The organism is Streptomyces sp. CA-142005, from assembly GCF_050942335.1.
GTDB lineage: Bacteria > Actinomycetota > Actinomycetes > Streptomycetales > Streptomycetaceae > Streptomyces.
In genome coordinates this window covers 473315-486612 of record NZ_CP192078.1, presented here as the reverse complement: position 1 = coordinate 486612, position 13298 = coordinate 473315, and the positions used below count along the sequence as shown (strand labels likewise).

Below are 13298 nucleotides of genomic sequence, written 5' to 3'. Positions count from 1 at the left end.
GCATTACGCCTGAAGCCGGCCGAGGTGTCTCGCTCGGCCGGCTTCAGCCGCCGTCAGAGCGCTTGCCGTGCGCGTTCTCGGCGATGCGCTCGAGACGAGCAGCTACCGGCTGGTCTCCCACCCCGGCGGTTGTACGGCCTCGCGGATCACACGGTCACGACGACCTTGCCGCCGGTGCCGCCGGCGGCCAGCGTCCGCTGGGCGTCGGCGGCGCGTTCCAGCGGGAACGTGGCGCCCACCCGCACGCTCAGCCGGCCGGTGTCGGCCAGTTCGGCCACGGCCCTGAGATCCTCGCCGTCCAGCCGGCAGAAGACCGCGGTGACGCCGGGCAGCCCCACCTCCGCCACGGCAGCGCACCGGGCGCGCGGCCTGGCGGCGGACTCGGCCGACGCCAGGGTGCCGTGGCCGACCGTGTCGAGAACGGCGTCCGCACCGGCGGGCACCACCTCCAGGACGCGCTTGGCCACCCCCTCCCCGTAAGCGACCGGGGTGACGTCGAGGGCGCGCAGGTAGCCGTGGTCGCGCGCCGAGGCGGTGCCCACGACCCGGGCGCCGCGCGCCCGGCCGATCTGCACCGCGAGCGAGCCGACGCCGCCGGCCGCGCCATGCACGAGCAGCGTCTCGCCCGGCCGCACGTCCAAGGCGTGCACGACGGCCTGATAGGCGGTCAGACCCGCGAGCGGCAGCCCGGCGGCCTCCGCGAAGTCCATGGTGCGGGGCTTGTGCACCAGCATGCGCACATCGGCCGAGACCAGTTCGGCCAGTGCGCCGTGCGCATGCTGCACGTCGCTGCGGATGTACCCGACGACCTCGTCACCGGGCGAGAACTCGGCGGCGGCGACGCCGGCGCTCTCCACCACCCCGGAGATGTCCCAGCCGGGGATCACCGGGAAGTAGGTGTCGACAGCGCCGTCCAGCGCGCCGCGCTGCAGCGCCAGGTCGGCCGGATTGAGTGCCGCCGCCCGCACCCGGACCAGCACCGAGTCGACGTGCGTCCTCGGCCGCGCAAGCTCCGCCGCCTCCAAGACCTCGGGGCCGCCGTACCGGCGGTAGACCATGGCTCTCACGCTCACACCCCCGGAACGGCCATCGGCATGTCCAGCAGGACGTCGTGGCGCACGATCTTCCACTCGCCGTCTCTGCGGTGCAGGTCGGTGTCGTAGTAGCCGGACTCGTACGGCTCCACACGTCCCTGGGCGCCGAAGGCGCCCTGCGGCCAGCCGGTTTGCGGGCGGCGTCGGGCGCGCACCCGGAACACGATGAACTGGGCGTTCAGGTGGGCACGGTCGCCGTCGATCTCGATCACGTGGTCCGAGGTGACGTGGTGGCTGAAGCCTCCCTCGGGGTGCGGCTCCATGAAGTTCTCGACCGCCTACTGCACCGCCGCGCCACCGATCAGGGGCTCACCGAACGGATCGTAGCCGCCGGCGTTCGTCCTGGTGTGGATCTGCACGACGGCGTCGTCGGTGAACAGCGCGCCCTGCGCCTTGCCGTCACGCGCGTCCGTGGCACGGACGTAGCGAGCGAGGACCTCCTGCACCTTGCGCTCATCGGTCATGAATCGGCTCTCCTGGTGTGGTGCGCGGCGCGCGGCGCCACGGCATCGCGGGGTTCGGACATGGGGGGAAGACATGGGGGAAGAGGCGGGCGGTGGACCGGCCGCCGGGCCCGTCTCCCAGTCGACCAGACACCGCCGCCCCGAGCCATGACCAATCCGACATGCGGCGATACCCTGGAGGTATGGATCGCCTGGAGACCCGTGAGCTCGTGTACTTCGCCGCCGTGGCCGAGGAACTCCACTTCAGCCGGGCAGCGGAGAACCTGGGCATCGCACAGCCGGTGCTCTCCCGCGCCATCGCCCGCCTGGAGCGGCGCATGAGCGTCCGGCTGCTGAACCGTACGAGCCGGAAGGTGGAGCTGACGGAAGCGGGCCGCACCTTCCACCACGAATGCAGGCGCCTGCTGCGCCAGCTCGACGTAGCGGTCCGGCGCACCCGGCGATCCGCCGACATGCCCGGCCTCGTCATCGCCGTGCGCCCCGGAACCGGCAGCGGGCTGCTTGCGCAGGTCCTGCGCCGCCACACCGGGCCGGAACCCGAGCTGGCCTTCACACACGACCAGGCGGGCGCGGTGCGCGACGGCATCGCGGACGCCGCTGTGCTGTGCGTCGGCAGCGACGACCTGGCCGGCTTGCAAGGCGTGGAGGTGGGGCAGGAGAAACCGGTCGCGCTGCTGCGCCGGGATCATGTCCTGGCCGGACGGGCCGCGGTCACCGTTGCCGACCTTCAGGGGGAGCCGGGGTATCGCTCCCACTGTCCCGAGGTGGGGCTCGACGAGATCATGGACCGGGTCGCCCTCGGGCGCCTGGTCACCGTGGTCGGCTCGGCAGCGGCGGACCGCATGCCCGGCGGGGTGGCCGCCGTGCCGGTCACCGATCTGCCGCCCACCACACTCGCCTTCTGCTGGTCCCCGGAGACGACCAACCCGGAGCTGCTGAAGCTGGCGGACACTCTGGCGGCGGGGGCGTCGCCGCTGCGGGCGGGGGCGGCGTAGCGTCAGAACCCATGGGGGAGCCAGACGACACCCAACCGTTCCTGGCCGCTGCTGCGAGGCGAGTGATCCGAGTGGTGCGCCCCACCCTCGTCGAGGTAACCGAACTGCACGCGGCGCTCCGCCTGGCCGCCACAGTCCTCGAGGAGACGGCCGACCGGATCTGAACGGTCAGGGCTCCCGCGGCGGGCACAGTGTCTACGGCGTCGGCGCGGCGCGCTCCTCGCCGCTCCGGCCCGGCCCGCCCGCTTGGACGACGGCCACTCGCGGCCGGCTTCAGGGCTCAACCGTTCGCGGAGTCCTTCAGACTCGGAAAGAGGCGGCAGGCGTTGCGCGTGGTGAGTGTGCGCCAGGTGTCGCCGTCCGGCTGGCGGCGCGGCGCCGATACAGGCGATCTGCGCCTTGGTTCCGACTGCGGGCGTGAAGCAGTAGTCGCTGCCGTACAGCACCCGATCGGTGCCGAAGACGGTGGTGAGTGCGGGCACTTGGTGCGGGAACGGAGCGCCCGCGATGTCGAACCAGAGTCGGCCGATCTTCCGGGACCGGCCCGATGGGCGGGGCGGTGCCCGTGGGGTCGCTGTCCCGGGCGAACACGCTGCGAAACGGTTGCATTCGATCGGCGGGCAACGGCAGCACGCCACCGCCGTGGGTGAACACCCAGGGGATCTCCGGGTACTTGGAGAGGTGTCCGCTGAAGACGAGGTCGCTGATGGTGCGGGCGGAGTCGAAGATGATCCAGCATGGGCCGGGGACGGTCGAGGGCGACCTGCTGATGGTTCGGCGGCGAGGTGGGGTGGACGAAGACGGGCGTGCCTCGCCGGTTCAGCTCCTCGAGCAGCGGTTCCAGGCGCGGGTTTCCGAGATACATGCCGTGTGTGTTGGTCTCGAACGTGACGCCGTCGCTGTCCAGTTGGTCCTTCGCGAACTGCAGTTCGGCCAGGGCGCCGTCCACGTCGGGCAGCGGCACTGAGGCGAAGTGCCCGAAGTGGGCGGGGCTTTGGCGCTTGATCTCGGCCCGGCCTCGTTGACGTGCCGGCTCAGGGCGCGGGCGGCCGCGTCTTCGCCGAAGTGCACGCCCGGTGAGGAGATCGACAGCAGGGGCGTCGCCACGCCCCACTGGTCCATCAGTTCCAGGTGGACGGACGCCTGCCAGGTGGGGAAGGGGGCCATGCCGTCCGGCTGCGCGTTTCCCGCGTCCTGCGCGGCCCGGACACAGCGCGGGGTGAGGAAGTGGGCGTGTACGTCGATCTGGGGTGTGGGCTCTGGGGCTCGTTGTCATGGTGTATGGGAGGCGCCGTCGGAGACCAGGAAGGCCAGGGCGGCGTCGCTGCCGCGGCCGACGCCCTTGATGGCCCGGGCGCTGGCGACGAGGCCGGGGACGAGGTCGGCCCAGCACCTTCTCTGGGTGCCGTGGTGGTTACGGCACCGGGGCGATCGGTTGACGGTGATGCCCCGGATTCCGACCTCGGTGGACACGACGCGATCGAAGGCGATCATGGCGCCGCGGCCGGTGCGCTCGGCGCTACTGCGGCAACCCACCGGTGATGCCGATGGTGGTGCCGCTGACCCAGGCGGCGAGGTCGCTGACGAGGTACTCGGCCGCGTCGGCGACATCATTGGGTGTGCCGATGCGGGTTCCGATGCGGCCGTCGGCCTGCTGGGCGCGGAATGGGGAATCGGCGGGGATGGAGTCGATGAAGACGCCGGCGTCGTCGATCGGTCCCGGCATGATGCTGTTGACCGTGATGCCACGAGCGGCCGTCTCTCTGGCGAGGACTGCCGCGAAGTGACTACCCGCGGCCTTCGTCGCGGTGTAGAGGGCTGCCCCCGGCTGGGGGAACGCGATGGCTGTGGAGGTGACGTAGATGATCCGCCCGTTGTCGGTGATGTTCCTGGCGGCCCGCTGCATCGTCAGGAGTGCGCCTCGGGCGTTGACGTTGACCAGGTCGTCGATCTGCTCGTCGCTGAGGTCGACGATCGGGACCCCGAGAAGTTCGAGGCCGGCATTGGCCACGACGATGTCGACGGAACCAAAGCGATCCTTGGTCTCGGCGAAGAGGCGGTCGACGTCCGCGGGTTTGGAGATGTCGGCCCGGACCGCGATCGCTTGTGCTCCGTGCTCGCCGGCCTCTTTCAGCGCCAGCTCGGCGTTGGCGGCGTTGGCCGAGTAGTTGATCACGACGTTGGCACCGAGCTTCGCGTAGCGCAGTGCGATGGCTTTGCCGATACCCCGGGCGGATCCTGTGACCAGGGCGGTCTTGCCGGTGAGATCAGTCATTTCTTATGTCGTTTCTCTTTTGATTGCCGGTTGCGGCGGACGGGTGGGGTGGTCAGGCGTTGATCTCGGGGAAGCGGTACTCGACCCGGTCGCGCTTGGTGTAGAGCTGCCAGTAGGTTTCGGCGAGTTCGTCGGGGTCGAGGACGTGCAGGCCGGTGACACCGCCGGTGACGGTGGCCAGGTCCTCGGGCGACATCGCCGCGTAGGACTCGCTGTCCTTGATCAGCGCGGCCAGGGTGGAGACGCCCGCGTAGACACCGGCGCCGGCGACCTCTCCGTTGAGGGAGTAGACGAAGTTGCGGATGGCCGACATGGCCGGGCCGATGCCGCTGATGTGCGGCTGCGGGTCGGCGGCCGTGAACCCACCGGTGACGATGAAGCCGCCGTCGCCGCGTTCGGTCATCTCCGGCAGGACGGCGTGGGCGATCTCTACCGGGGTGAGCAGGAACAGGTTGACCAGCGGCGCCAGGCGGGCGGCGTCCAGCTCGGTGGCGGGGATGAAGGCGGTGCCGCCGGGCAGCGGCTGGTAGGAGACGACGTCGATGCGGCCGAAGTGCTCGCGGATGGCCTCGACGACCGGGCGGGCGTTGGCCGGGTCGGACAGGTCGGCCGGGAAGGCCACTGCCTCGATGCCTTCTGAGGCGAGCTCTTCGGCCATGGCCTGGAGCCGTTCGGCTCGGCGGGCGACCAGGGCAACGCGGAAGCCTTCCTTGCCGAAGCGGCGGGCGAGCGCGGTACCGAGACCGCTGCCGGCACCGAAGATGGCGACAACCTGGGGCATGGGTGTTTCCTCACTGTGTTGCGGGTGTCGTCGACCGAGCGGTCGACGAAGAAGGGGGGGCGATCCGGCGCGGGCCTCCCGGCTGGGGAGGGATCGGCGGGACGTGCCACCAAAGTGCGCCGGACTGGTTCGGCGTGGCCGTGGCCACGTCTCGGGTCTAGGCGGGGAAGTCGATGGATCGGGCGAGCTGCTGGCCGGCGTCGACCTCTTCGAGGCGCCTGGTGAGCGCGGCCCGGATGGCCGCGTGTGCGTCGCTGCCCAGGGCGACGCGGCGTGGGGCGGGCGTGGTGTGGGCGGAGTCGATGATCGCGGCCGCCACCTTGGCCGGGTCTCCGGGGGCTTGGCCGGTGAGGTTGCCGACGGTTCGGACGGCCTGGTGCACCTGTCCGACCGGGGTGTCGGCGTAGACCGGCAGCGGCTCGGCGACGCTCAGGGAGGCGCCGAATCCTGTGCGGATCATGCCCGGCTCGATCATGGTGACGCCGATGCCGAAGGGGGCGACCTCGCCGATCACGGACTCCAGGAAGCCTTCCACACCCCACTTCGAGGCGTGGTACATGCTGGCTCCGGGGCCGGAGATGTGGGCGCCCATGGTGGAGGTCTGGATGAACCGTCCGCCGCCCTGGGCCCGCAGATGCGGGACGACCGCGCGGAAGAGCTGGATCGGCGCGGTCATGTTCAGCGCGATCTGCTCGTCGATCGCCGCATCCGACAGCTCCTCGGCGGCGCCGACCGCGCCACGCCCGGCGTTGGAGAAGACCACGTCCACGCGGCCCAGATCCTTGAACGCCTGCCCGACGACCCCACGGAGCGCGCTGGTGTCGGTGACGTCCAGTGCCGCCGTCCACAGCAGCTGCGGGTACTGCTTTTGCAGGTCGTCCAGGGCCTCGGGCCTGCGCGCCGTGGCGGCGACCCGATGCCCTGCCTCCAGCAGCTGCTCGACCACCGTCCGCCCGATGCCGGCCGACGCGCCGGTGACGAACCATGTCTGCGTTGCCATGACCACTCCTTAATCCAACTGGTTGGTTGTGTTCCAGGACCGTATATAGGCGCCTCCCGCATGTCAACCATCCAGTTGGATTTATTGCGGCCTGCCGTCCAGTAGTGCAACCGCCTGGTTGGTTTACTCTTGCGGGATGGGATACGACTCCGCCGCCACCCGGGCCCGGCTGCTCGATGCCGCCTTCGACGAGTTCGTGCGCGTCGGACTCGCCGGCGCGCGCGTGGACCGCATCGCCACCGCCGCCTCAGCGAACAAGCAGGCCATCTACGCCTACTTCGGCTCCAAGGACGCGTTGTTCGACGCCGTGCTCGCCGACCGGCTGACGGTCCTGGCGGACATGGTGCCCTTCACAGCCGCAGACCTGCCCGGCTACACCGGCGCCCTGCTCGACGCGCTGACCGCGGACACCGGACTGCTGCGCCTCACCCAGTGGAAGGCTCTGGAACGTCCCGGCGCTTCACAGTTGGAGCGGGAAGCACACGTCACCAAGGCCACCGAGATCGCCGAAGCCCATGGCGTCAGCGTCGAGGCCGGGATGGACATCCTGATGCTCGTCGTCGCAGCCGCCCAGGCCTGGGCCACCACGGCGCCGGAGATCCGCAACCCGAACGGTGCCGATGAGGCCGCCCGCCTCGCCCGGCACCGGTCAGCCATGATGAAGGCTGTCCAGGCTGCCATCGACGCCACGCTGCCCGCGACCACTTGACACCTGACCCGGCGAGGTGCTGAGCGTTTGGTTCTCGGTTGTCGGGGACATTTGGATGCGTTGTCGCGACAGTTGATGCCGGCTTCGTGGGCGGGGCGACGAGGCACGAGGTCGATGGTGGCTGAGGAGGTGCCATGTAGCCTCCGCCCCGTGCGGCGCCGCATGCTCAGCCGGTGACGCAATGGTCTGATCGGCTGCGTCAACAGCAGTCCTGGGCTGTGTCCAAGCAGGAGATCACGCGTTTCGCCTTCGAAACAGCCGACACCGCGAGACGACGGCCCAACGCTCCGCACGCCCGCTCCGAAACCGCCCCGCAGCATCGCACGGTCCTGCATGTCGGTAACGGCTCGACTTCAGCCGCTACCGACACCGCGGGCCGACCCGACCGAGAACCCTGGGCACAAGACCACCTCGCTGCCGGCCCTCGCACGCGCCGACGCACGGCGGGTTGCGTCCGGGCGTGGCGTACGGGTCGACCTGATCTGGGGGGTTGCTCCGACGTGGGGACGAGGCCCACATAGATGAACAGCCACCGGCTGATCCTCGAGTGGACCAGCCGTCCTCGCAAGACCGACACAGGCACGCTCTTCAGCGGCGAAGGCTTGGGAGAGGCTGGTGTTGAATGCGGTCTCATGAACGAGAGTGGGCGGGTGGCGAGCCAGACGGCGGTGTTGGTCTGTCAGGGGCGGGCGGCCGCGGACGGCAGGTCCGCTCCAGGCCGGTTCGCTGATCCGGTGGCGGTACGGCTGCTGCGTGCCGCCGAGCGGACGCCGGTGGACGAGGTGCGCGCGGGCACTCCACCGCAGGGGTGGCGGGCGCGCACCATCTACGAGAGTGTGCGGGCGTGTGCCGAAGTGGTCGTGCCGCGGACGGTGGCGATCGATGAGGCCCTGCGTGCTCGTGTGGCCGGCCAGCTGGTGATCCTCGGTGCTGGTCTTGATACGCGCGCGTGGCGTCTGCGTGAGCTTGCGCGGACGGATGTGTGGGAGGTCGACCATCCGGCTTCCCAGCGGGACAAGCGCGCTCGCCTCACCGATGCCGCGCAAGCAGCCGGAGAGCCGGACGGGGCCGATCGCGCGGCTGCTGGACTGCCGACCATGGCCCGTTCTGTACGGTTCACACCAGTGGATTTCGCCGTCGACGATCTCGGTGCGGCGTTGGATACCGCCGGGCACGACCCATCCGTACCCACGACATGGCTGTGGGAGGGCGTCGTGCCGTACCTCACCCGCGACGCGGTGCGCGCCACTCTGGCCACGCTCGCCGCCCGGACGGCCCCAGGTAGTTCGCTCATCGTCAACTATCAGACGCCATCGGTGAAGGCGGCCGCAGGGCGGCTGCTGACGCGCGTGCTCGGGAGTTCCATCACGTCGGGTGAGCCGTGGCGCTCGCTGTGGAGGCCGCAGCAGATGGCCGCACTGCTTGCGGAGTACGGCATGCGGGTGGTGTCGGACGACACGCTCCTCGCCCTGGCGCACACCATCGGCGGCCCGGCCAGGGGGCGGGCCTCCCTGCAATCGGGTCGCGTGGCTGTCGCCGAAAGCCACTGACACGAGGATGCCCATCAGACTTGCCGCACCGAACCGAGAAGCCCAACCAGCAGGTCCATACGGGTGCGGCGACTGGTGTCGGGGGAGTGTTCTCCGCAATCGACGACATCAAGCAGGACGGGACCCGAGCAACTGCCGAACGACTGTCACAACTTCAAGTGCAACACCATGGTGTACATCGCGCACTTCGACGCGGTGGTCAGCTGCTACCTGTGCCTCAACCCGGACGTGCCCGCCACCGTGTCCGGCGGCCCGGCCGAGGACTTGGTCGTCCTCAAGACCGTGACGATCAAGGGCCAGAGCAAAAAGGTCAAGATCGCCGCTCTCGACGCGACCCTGGACCTCTGATGCATGGAAGGCCCTGAAGACACTGGATGTCGACGCCGAGACGCTGGCGGACATCGAGCACCAGGTCGAGCTGTACGAGGAGGCACGGACAGCCTGCCCTGTCAACAGCTTGCCCGGCACGACCCTGGTATTCCTCGCCGATGGGAGCCGCAAGGCACTACGTGACGTACGGACCGGTGATCTGCTGTTGGCCACCGACCCGGCGACAGCGCGCGCTCAGGGCGATCCTGTCACCGGAACGTTCCGCCACACCACCGTCAACCTGGTAGATGTCGCCTTCACCACCGGCCGGGTACGTGCGCTGATCGACCGTCGGCTCTATCCCCGAGCACCCTTGGAGCTCTGACTCCGAGCGCCGAAAGACCGCCGGCATTCCTGATGATGTGCATGCACCGAGCGGATACGGATACGCCGAGGCCCCCCAACCCTCAGCAGGAGATACGGTGCCTCGGCGCATCAACAACCGGACCGCTCACAGCAGTCCCGCCAGCCCTTCGACGCCGAGCGCCAGCAGCGCCGCGGCGACCGCCAGCGTCACCAGCGAACCGGCCCACGCGGCGGACTGCCGCTCGCTCACCGGCACCGGATCCGCCTGCTCGGGGGCCTCCCGGCGCAGGCGCTCCAGCTCGTCCTTCACCTGGTCGTGGCGGCCCAGCGTCGGCCAGACGCTGAATGCCTCGAGGCAGACCTGCTTGCCGTCGGTGAGGACGATGCTCAGCCGACCGCTCCGCCCGTTCCAGTCGAACCTCTTCACCCGGCCCCAGGGGACGGTGTACTCGGTCTGCGCGTTCCGGACGACGATCCGCTCCTGGTCGCAGTCGACCGAGGGCCGGATCAGCGTCCGGTAGGCCAGGGAGCTCACCACGAGCAGCACCAGGAGTACGGAGGCGAGCTGCCAGAACCCCGGGTCGGAGACCCGCGCAATCTCCAGACCCGCGAACACTGCGAGACCGGCGATGGCGCTGGAGCCCACGACTCTGCGCTCGATCCAGTACCCGGTCACCACTGCATCACCGTCCCGAGGAGAAGAGACTGTTCCAGCACCGGACTTGATCCAGCTGCCGGTGGCCTTGGCGCCTGCCAGGTCTGTACTCCGGCGGTGGCGACGGCCCGGCCGACCTGCGCGTCGTCGATTACCTTAGCGCCGGTCAGGGCACCGAGGATGCCGGTGGTGCAGCTGCCCCAGCCCTTGCGTTGAGGCACTACGACGCGCCGAAGGGCCATTCCACCGCAGCCACCTCTCGGAGGAACGGTCCCTCGCCGTGGCGCGCCGAGGCCCGGTAACCCCTGCTGAGGGTTACGGGCCTCGGCCTGTCTGAATCTCGACCTCCGCCGCGAAATGGCCCGCCGCACAGGAAACCCAGCAGTCCCTCAGTGACGACCCAATCGATCAGCCAACCATGCGGCATGCAGACGGATTCGAGACAGATCGTCGGGAAAACAGCTCTCCCAGCCCTCGTCCAACCTCTTCCAAGCCACCGGCTGCCCGGCCTCCGGGACGAACGAGGCCATTGCATCAACGACGGCGGCATACGACAGCCCGAGAGTGACCGGCCAGTCCGGGTGATAGGAGCGAACCGCAACCGCTGCCGGCTCGGGCAGCAGTTCCGCCCGAAGACCCGTCTCCTCGACAAGCTCCCGGGCCGCACCCTCGCGCGGTGTCTCCCCGGCCTCGACCTTTCCGCCCGGGGGAACCCAACCCCGCCAGCGATGCTTCACCAGCACCACCCGGGCGAGATCCTTGTCGAAAACCCAGACTTCTGCCGCAAGAGGCTCCATCGGTCCCTGCCGTGCAGCAGCCAGCCACTGACCGGCACCGTCGAACTCGGCTATCGCCTGTTCGGCATCCTTCACCGCCGCCTCGATGGCCCGCTCATCGACCACCTTCTGAGTCATCGGGTCAACATACGAGGAAGCACTGACATCGCAGCCACGTCACATCGATCTCATGAAGGTGCCACCCGGCAACGACATGCCGAATCTCGAACACAACCCTCGATGACGACCGGCCTCGGCAAGACACACGTCGCCCAGGCCCTCGGCCACCTCGCGATCTGCGGGGGCACCAGCGTCGTTTCACCAAGACCAGCCGCATCCTCGCCGAGCTCGCCGGCGGCCACGCTGACCGCACCCGGGACGAGCACATCCGCGAACCCAGCCGCCCCGACCTGCTCTCCGCTTCAGTCATCCGCCGCCGAGCAGCCGCTGAAGGCGGGCGATCAAGTCCCGCATCACCCCGTCAGCCTAGAGATCGAGCCCTGGCCTGTCTGCACGGGGAGCCACGAGTCGGCCTGCGCCGTCCCCCGCTGCCCGAGGGGTTGGGGGAGTACGTGACCGTCGAGGTGGGCAATAGCGTGATCGTCCACACGGGTGGAGCCCGCATCCGCCTCGCTCCGGGCCGGCAAGGGTCGAGCACGACCAGGAGTGCGGATCAAGCGGTCCTGCCACCCCGCCGGATGTCGACGCGCTCCCACTCCAGCGCCCACTGCCTCATGCGACGCCGGTTCAGCAGGGCACGTGCGGTCCGCGCGCAACCCCAGACCACGCCCGCGGCAACTGCAGCCACGCCCACGCCGACGAAGGAAGACCTCATCACCGCGTCCGACTCCGCCGGGGGCTGGGAGACCAGGTCACCTCGCGCATTCGTCCAGACCCGCACCTGCGTTCCCGCGTGGGTGTGCGCGGCCACCGTCGTCCGGCCGGTGTGTGTGCGGCCATCGGACGCCGTCCACTGGACCGTCGCACTGGCCCTGCTCACGTCCGCGTGCCCGGGCACCGTGTCCCTGGCGTTCTCCAGGAGGACCGCCACGACCTCCCGGCGCCCGGAACGCTCCTCCTCGAAGCCCTGGTCCGCCTCCACCGCGGCCAGCACGCCCGCGATCGCGCCACCCAGCACCCCCACGACCCACGCAGTGAGCAGTAGCCACGCCTCGACGACATCGCTCACCCGGCGAAGCGGACTGCGCCTGAACCGCCAGAGCCTTGCACGGAGCGTTCTCCGCCGAGCAGGTCTCATCGCCACGAGCCGACACCCCCCTCACGAGCACCAGCACCTGTTTGCAGTGTCCTCCGGAACGGTAGGGAAAGCGCCGCTGATCGAGAAGCCCCCGAGAGCGATCAGTGCTGCCGGCTGCCCATCTCCGCGGTGAAGAGCACCGGATCGGTCATGACGATGGTGCCGTGCGGTGACCGGCCGCTCGGTCCCACGTGAGCCGTACCTCGACCTTGCCCGGCCCCTCGCCCCGTCGTGGAACCGTCATACCTCCGGCAAGGCTGTTGCCCGGTCTGCCGATCATGCATGATCGGACCCCGAACGGGTCGCGTTCCGCGTGAGCCCGAAGAAGCGGGAGAGACATGAGACGTCGGTGGGTCAAGGTCCTTGCGATCACAGTGGTGGGGCTGGCCGTTCTCTTCACCGTTGCCGACCGAGTAGCCGTGCACTACGCCGACAAAGAGGCCACCCACCTCGCCGCGGAGAAGTACGACTACGACAACAGCACCGACGGTCACCTCGACGTGTCCATCGAGGGCTTCCCCTTCCTGACCCAGGCGTTCAGCCAGAAATTCGGCCATGTCAAGCTGACGGCGAGACAGTTCACCATCGACACCACCACCAATGCCCAAGGGGGTTACCTGCCGGTCAAGCAACTCCAGCTCGACCTGCGTGGCGTGACGGTGACCTCCCTGACCGCGCGCAGCGCCGAGGCGAACCTCGCCACCGGCACCCTGACGCTGTCGTACGAGGCACTGTCCGGCGTGGTCACCCGACTCGCGGGCAACGGCGGCCCTATCGAGATCTCGCAGGCCGCGGGTTCGACCGAGCAGGCCGCGCGGGTCAAGGTCACGGGCACCGTCGGCGGACGCGCACTGAACAGCACGGGAACACTGCTCGCCCAGGGCACAGAGATCGCACTCACCCTCCCCGGTGCAGAACAGCCCACGGCCACCTGGCGAGTCCAAATCCCCGAAAACGTCGACTTCACAGCGGCACGAGCCACCGCGGACGGCGTACAGATCAGCATGGTCGGCCACCAGGTGAACCTCGGCCAATCACGCTTCCCCAGGTGACCCCGCCCCGCCAC

At 69.5% G+C, this 13298-nt stretch carries 16 protein-coding genes and 1 pseudogene; 8 read left to right on the top strand and 9 right to left on the bottom strand.

From position 1 onward, the window contains the following. Positions 1-146 precede the first annotated feature (146 nt). On the bottom strand, positions 147-1058 hold the full coding sequence (locus ACQPXS_RS02560; RefSeq protein WP_433455672.1) for an NADP-dependent oxidoreductase: 912 nt from the start codon (positions 1056-1058) through the stop codon (positions 147-149). Positions 1059-1069: 11 nt separating this feature from the next. Further along, a pseudogene (locus ACQPXS_RS02555) lies at positions 1070-1558 on the bottom strand (nuclear transport factor 2 family protein). Positions 1559-1740: 182 nt separating this feature from the next. Between ACQPXS_RS02555 and ACQPXS_RS02550 the strand changes: the two are divergent. The 3 genes from ACQPXS_RS02550 to ACQPXS_RS02540 all read left to right on the top strand — a co-directional run bounded on the left by ACQPXS_RS02550 (position 1741) and on the right by ACQPXS_RS02540 (position 3520). Beyond that, positions 1741-2553, top strand: coding sequence for a LysR family transcriptional regulator (locus ACQPXS_RS02550; protein ID WP_433446495.1), 813 nt, complete (start codon positions 1741-1743; stop codon positions 2551-2553). An 11-nt stretch (positions 2554-2564) separates the two neighbouring features. Beyond that, positions 2565-2717: a hypothetical protein gene (locus ACQPXS_RS02545; protein WP_433446493.1), complete on the top strand. Its 153-nt coding sequence runs from the start codon at positions 2565-2567 to the stop codon at positions 2715-2717. Between the two features lie 383 nt (positions 2718-3100). Then, positions 3101-3520 (top strand): hypothetical protein, encoded by a 420-nt coding sequence (locus ACQPXS_RS02540; protein ID WP_433446491.1) that lies wholly within the window; start codon positions 3101-3103, stop codon positions 3518-3520. A 305-nt stretch (positions 3521-3825) separates the two neighbouring features. Here ACQPXS_RS02540 and ACQPXS_RS02535 read toward each other — a convergent pair whose 3' ends face one another. The 4 genes from ACQPXS_RS02535 to ACQPXS_RS02520 all read right to left on the bottom strand — a co-directional run bounded on the left by ACQPXS_RS02535 (position 3826) and on the right by ACQPXS_RS02520 (position 6609). Beyond that, positions 3826-4026: a hypothetical protein gene (locus ACQPXS_RS02535; RefSeq protein WP_433446489.1), complete on the bottom strand. Its 201-nt coding sequence runs from the start codon at positions 4024-4026 to the stop codon at positions 3826-3828. Positions 4027-4072: 46 nt separating this feature from the next. Next, a complete protein-coding gene (locus ACQPXS_RS02530; RefSeq protein ID WP_433446487.1) occupies positions 4073-4828 on the bottom strand; it encodes an SDR family NAD(P)-dependent oxidoreductase in 756 nt (251 codons plus the stop codon). Positions 4829-4880: 52 nt separating this feature from the next. Continuing rightward, entirely contained in the window at positions 4881-5609 is a 729-nt protein-coding gene (locus tag ACQPXS_RS02525) for an SDR family NAD(P)-dependent oxidoreductase (RefSeq protein WP_433446485.1), read from the bottom strand. Positions 5610-5766: 157 nt separating this feature from the next. Next, entirely contained in the window at positions 5767-6609 is an 843-nt protein-coding gene (locus tag ACQPXS_RS02520) for an SDR family oxidoreductase (protein WP_433446483.1), read from the bottom strand. A 136-nt stretch (positions 6610-6745) separates the two neighbouring features. Here ACQPXS_RS02520 and ACQPXS_RS02515 point away from each other — a divergent pair, with 136 nt between their 5' ends. The 4 genes from ACQPXS_RS02515 to ACQPXS_RS02500 all read left to right on the top strand — a co-directional run bounded on the left by ACQPXS_RS02515 (position 6746) and on the right by ACQPXS_RS02500 (position 9562). After that, positions 6746-7318, top strand: coding sequence for a TetR family transcriptional regulator (locus tag ACQPXS_RS02515; protein ID WP_433446481.1), 573 nt, complete (start codon positions 6746-6748; stop codon positions 7316-7318). Between the two features lie 521 nt (positions 7319-7839). Next, positions 7840-8868 carry a class I SAM-dependent methyltransferase gene (locus ACQPXS_RS02510; RefSeq protein ID WP_433446479.1) on the top strand — a complete coding sequence of 343 codons (1029 nt, stop codon included), beginning with the start codon at positions 7840-7842 and terminating at the stop codon, positions 8866-8868. Between the two features lie 168 nt (positions 8869-9036). Further along, positions 9037-9216 carry a hypothetical protein gene (locus tag ACQPXS_RS02505; protein WP_433446477.1) on the top strand — a complete coding sequence of 60 codons (180 nt, stop codon included), beginning with the start codon at positions 9037-9039 and terminating at the stop codon, positions 9214-9216. A gap of 109 nt (positions 9217-9325) precedes the next feature. Next, complete coding sequence (locus ACQPXS_RS02500) at positions 9326-9562, top strand: hypothetical protein (protein ID WP_433446475.1); 237 nt, start codon at positions 9326-9328, stop codon at positions 9560-9562. Positions 9563-9688: 126 nt separating this feature from the next. Here ACQPXS_RS02500 and ACQPXS_RS02495 read toward each other — a convergent pair whose 3' ends face one another. From ACQPXS_RS02495 to ACQPXS_RS02485, 3 genes are all read right to left on the bottom strand, one after another. Then, the gene (locus ACQPXS_RS02495) at positions 9689-10219 is read right to left on the bottom strand and encodes a hypothetical protein (protein ID WP_433446473.1); all 531 of its coding nucleotides are present in this window, start codon (positions 10217-10219) and stop codon (positions 9689-9691) included. Between the two features lie 368 nt (positions 10220-10587). Next, a complete protein-coding gene (locus ACQPXS_RS02490; RefSeq protein WP_433446471.1) occupies positions 10588-11112 on the bottom strand; it encodes an NUDIX domain-containing protein in 525 nt (174 codons plus the stop codon). Positions 11113-11647: 535 nt separating this feature from the next. Then, the gene (locus tag ACQPXS_RS02485) at positions 11648-12232 is read right to left on the bottom strand and encodes an Rv1733c family protein (protein WP_433446469.1); all 585 of its coding nucleotides are present in this window, start codon (positions 12230-12232) and stop codon (positions 11648-11650) included. Positions 12233-12570: 338 nt separating this feature from the next. Here ACQPXS_RS02485 and ACQPXS_RS02480 point away from each other — a divergent pair, with 338 nt between their 5' ends. Continuing rightward, complete coding sequence (locus ACQPXS_RS02480; RefSeq protein ID WP_433446467.1) at positions 12571-13284, top strand: LmeA family phospholipid-binding protein; 714 nt, start codon at positions 12571-12573, stop codon at positions 13282-13284. The last annotated feature ends 14 nt before the right edge of the window (positions 13285-13298 follow it).

Coding starts and splice junctions, on each gene's coding strand:
- ACQPXS_RS02560 (WP_433455672.1), bottom strand. CDS start 1,058: ATGGTCTACCGCCGGTACGGCGGCCCCGAGGTCTTGGAGGCGGCGGAG.
- ACQPXS_RS02550 (WP_433446495.1), top strand. CDS start 1,741: ATGGATCGCCTGGAGACCCGTGAGCTCGTGTACTTCGCCGCCGTGGCC.
- ACQPXS_RS02545 (WP_433446493.1), top strand. CDS start 2,565: ATGGGGGAGCCAGACGACACCCAACCGTTCCTGGCCGCTGCTGCGAGG.
- ACQPXS_RS02540 (WP_433446491.1), top strand. CDS start 3,101: ATGGGCGGGGCGGTGCCCGTGGGGTCGCTGTCCCGGGCGAACACGCTG.
- ACQPXS_RS02530 (WP_433446487.1), bottom strand. CDS start 4,828: ATGACTGATCTCACCGGCAAGACCGCCCTGGTCACAGGATCCGCCCGG.
- ACQPXS_RS02525 (WP_433446485.1), bottom strand. CDS start 5,609: ATGCCCCAGGTTGTCGCCATCTTCGGTGCCGGCAGCGGTCTCGGTACC.
- ACQPXS_RS02520 (WP_433446483.1), bottom strand. CDS start 6,609: ATGGCAACGCAGACATGGTTCGTCACCGGCGCGTCGGCCGGCATCGGG.
- ACQPXS_RS02515 (WP_433446481.1), top strand. CDS start 6,746: ATGGGATACGACTCCGCCGCCACCCGGGCCCGGCTGCTCGATGCCGCC.
- ACQPXS_RS02510 (WP_433446479.1), top strand. CDS start 7,840: ATGAACAGCCACCGGCTGATCCTCGAGTGGACCAGCCGTCCTCGCAAG.
- ACQPXS_RS02505 (WP_433446477.1), top strand. CDS start 9,037: ATGGTGTACATCGCGCACTTCGACGCGGTGGTCAGCTGCTACCTGTGC.
- ACQPXS_RS02490 (WP_433446471.1), bottom strand. CDS start 11,112: ATGACTCAGAAGGTGGTCGATGAGCGGGCCATCGAGGCGGCGGTGAAG.
- ACQPXS_RS02485 (WP_433446469.1), bottom strand. CDS start 12,232: ATGAGACCTGCTCGGCGGAGAACGCTCCGTGCAAGGCTCTGGCGGTTC.
- ACQPXS_RS02480 (WP_433446467.1), top strand. CDS start 12,571: ATGAGACGTCGGTGGGTCAAGGTCCTTGCGATCACAGTGGTGGGGCTG.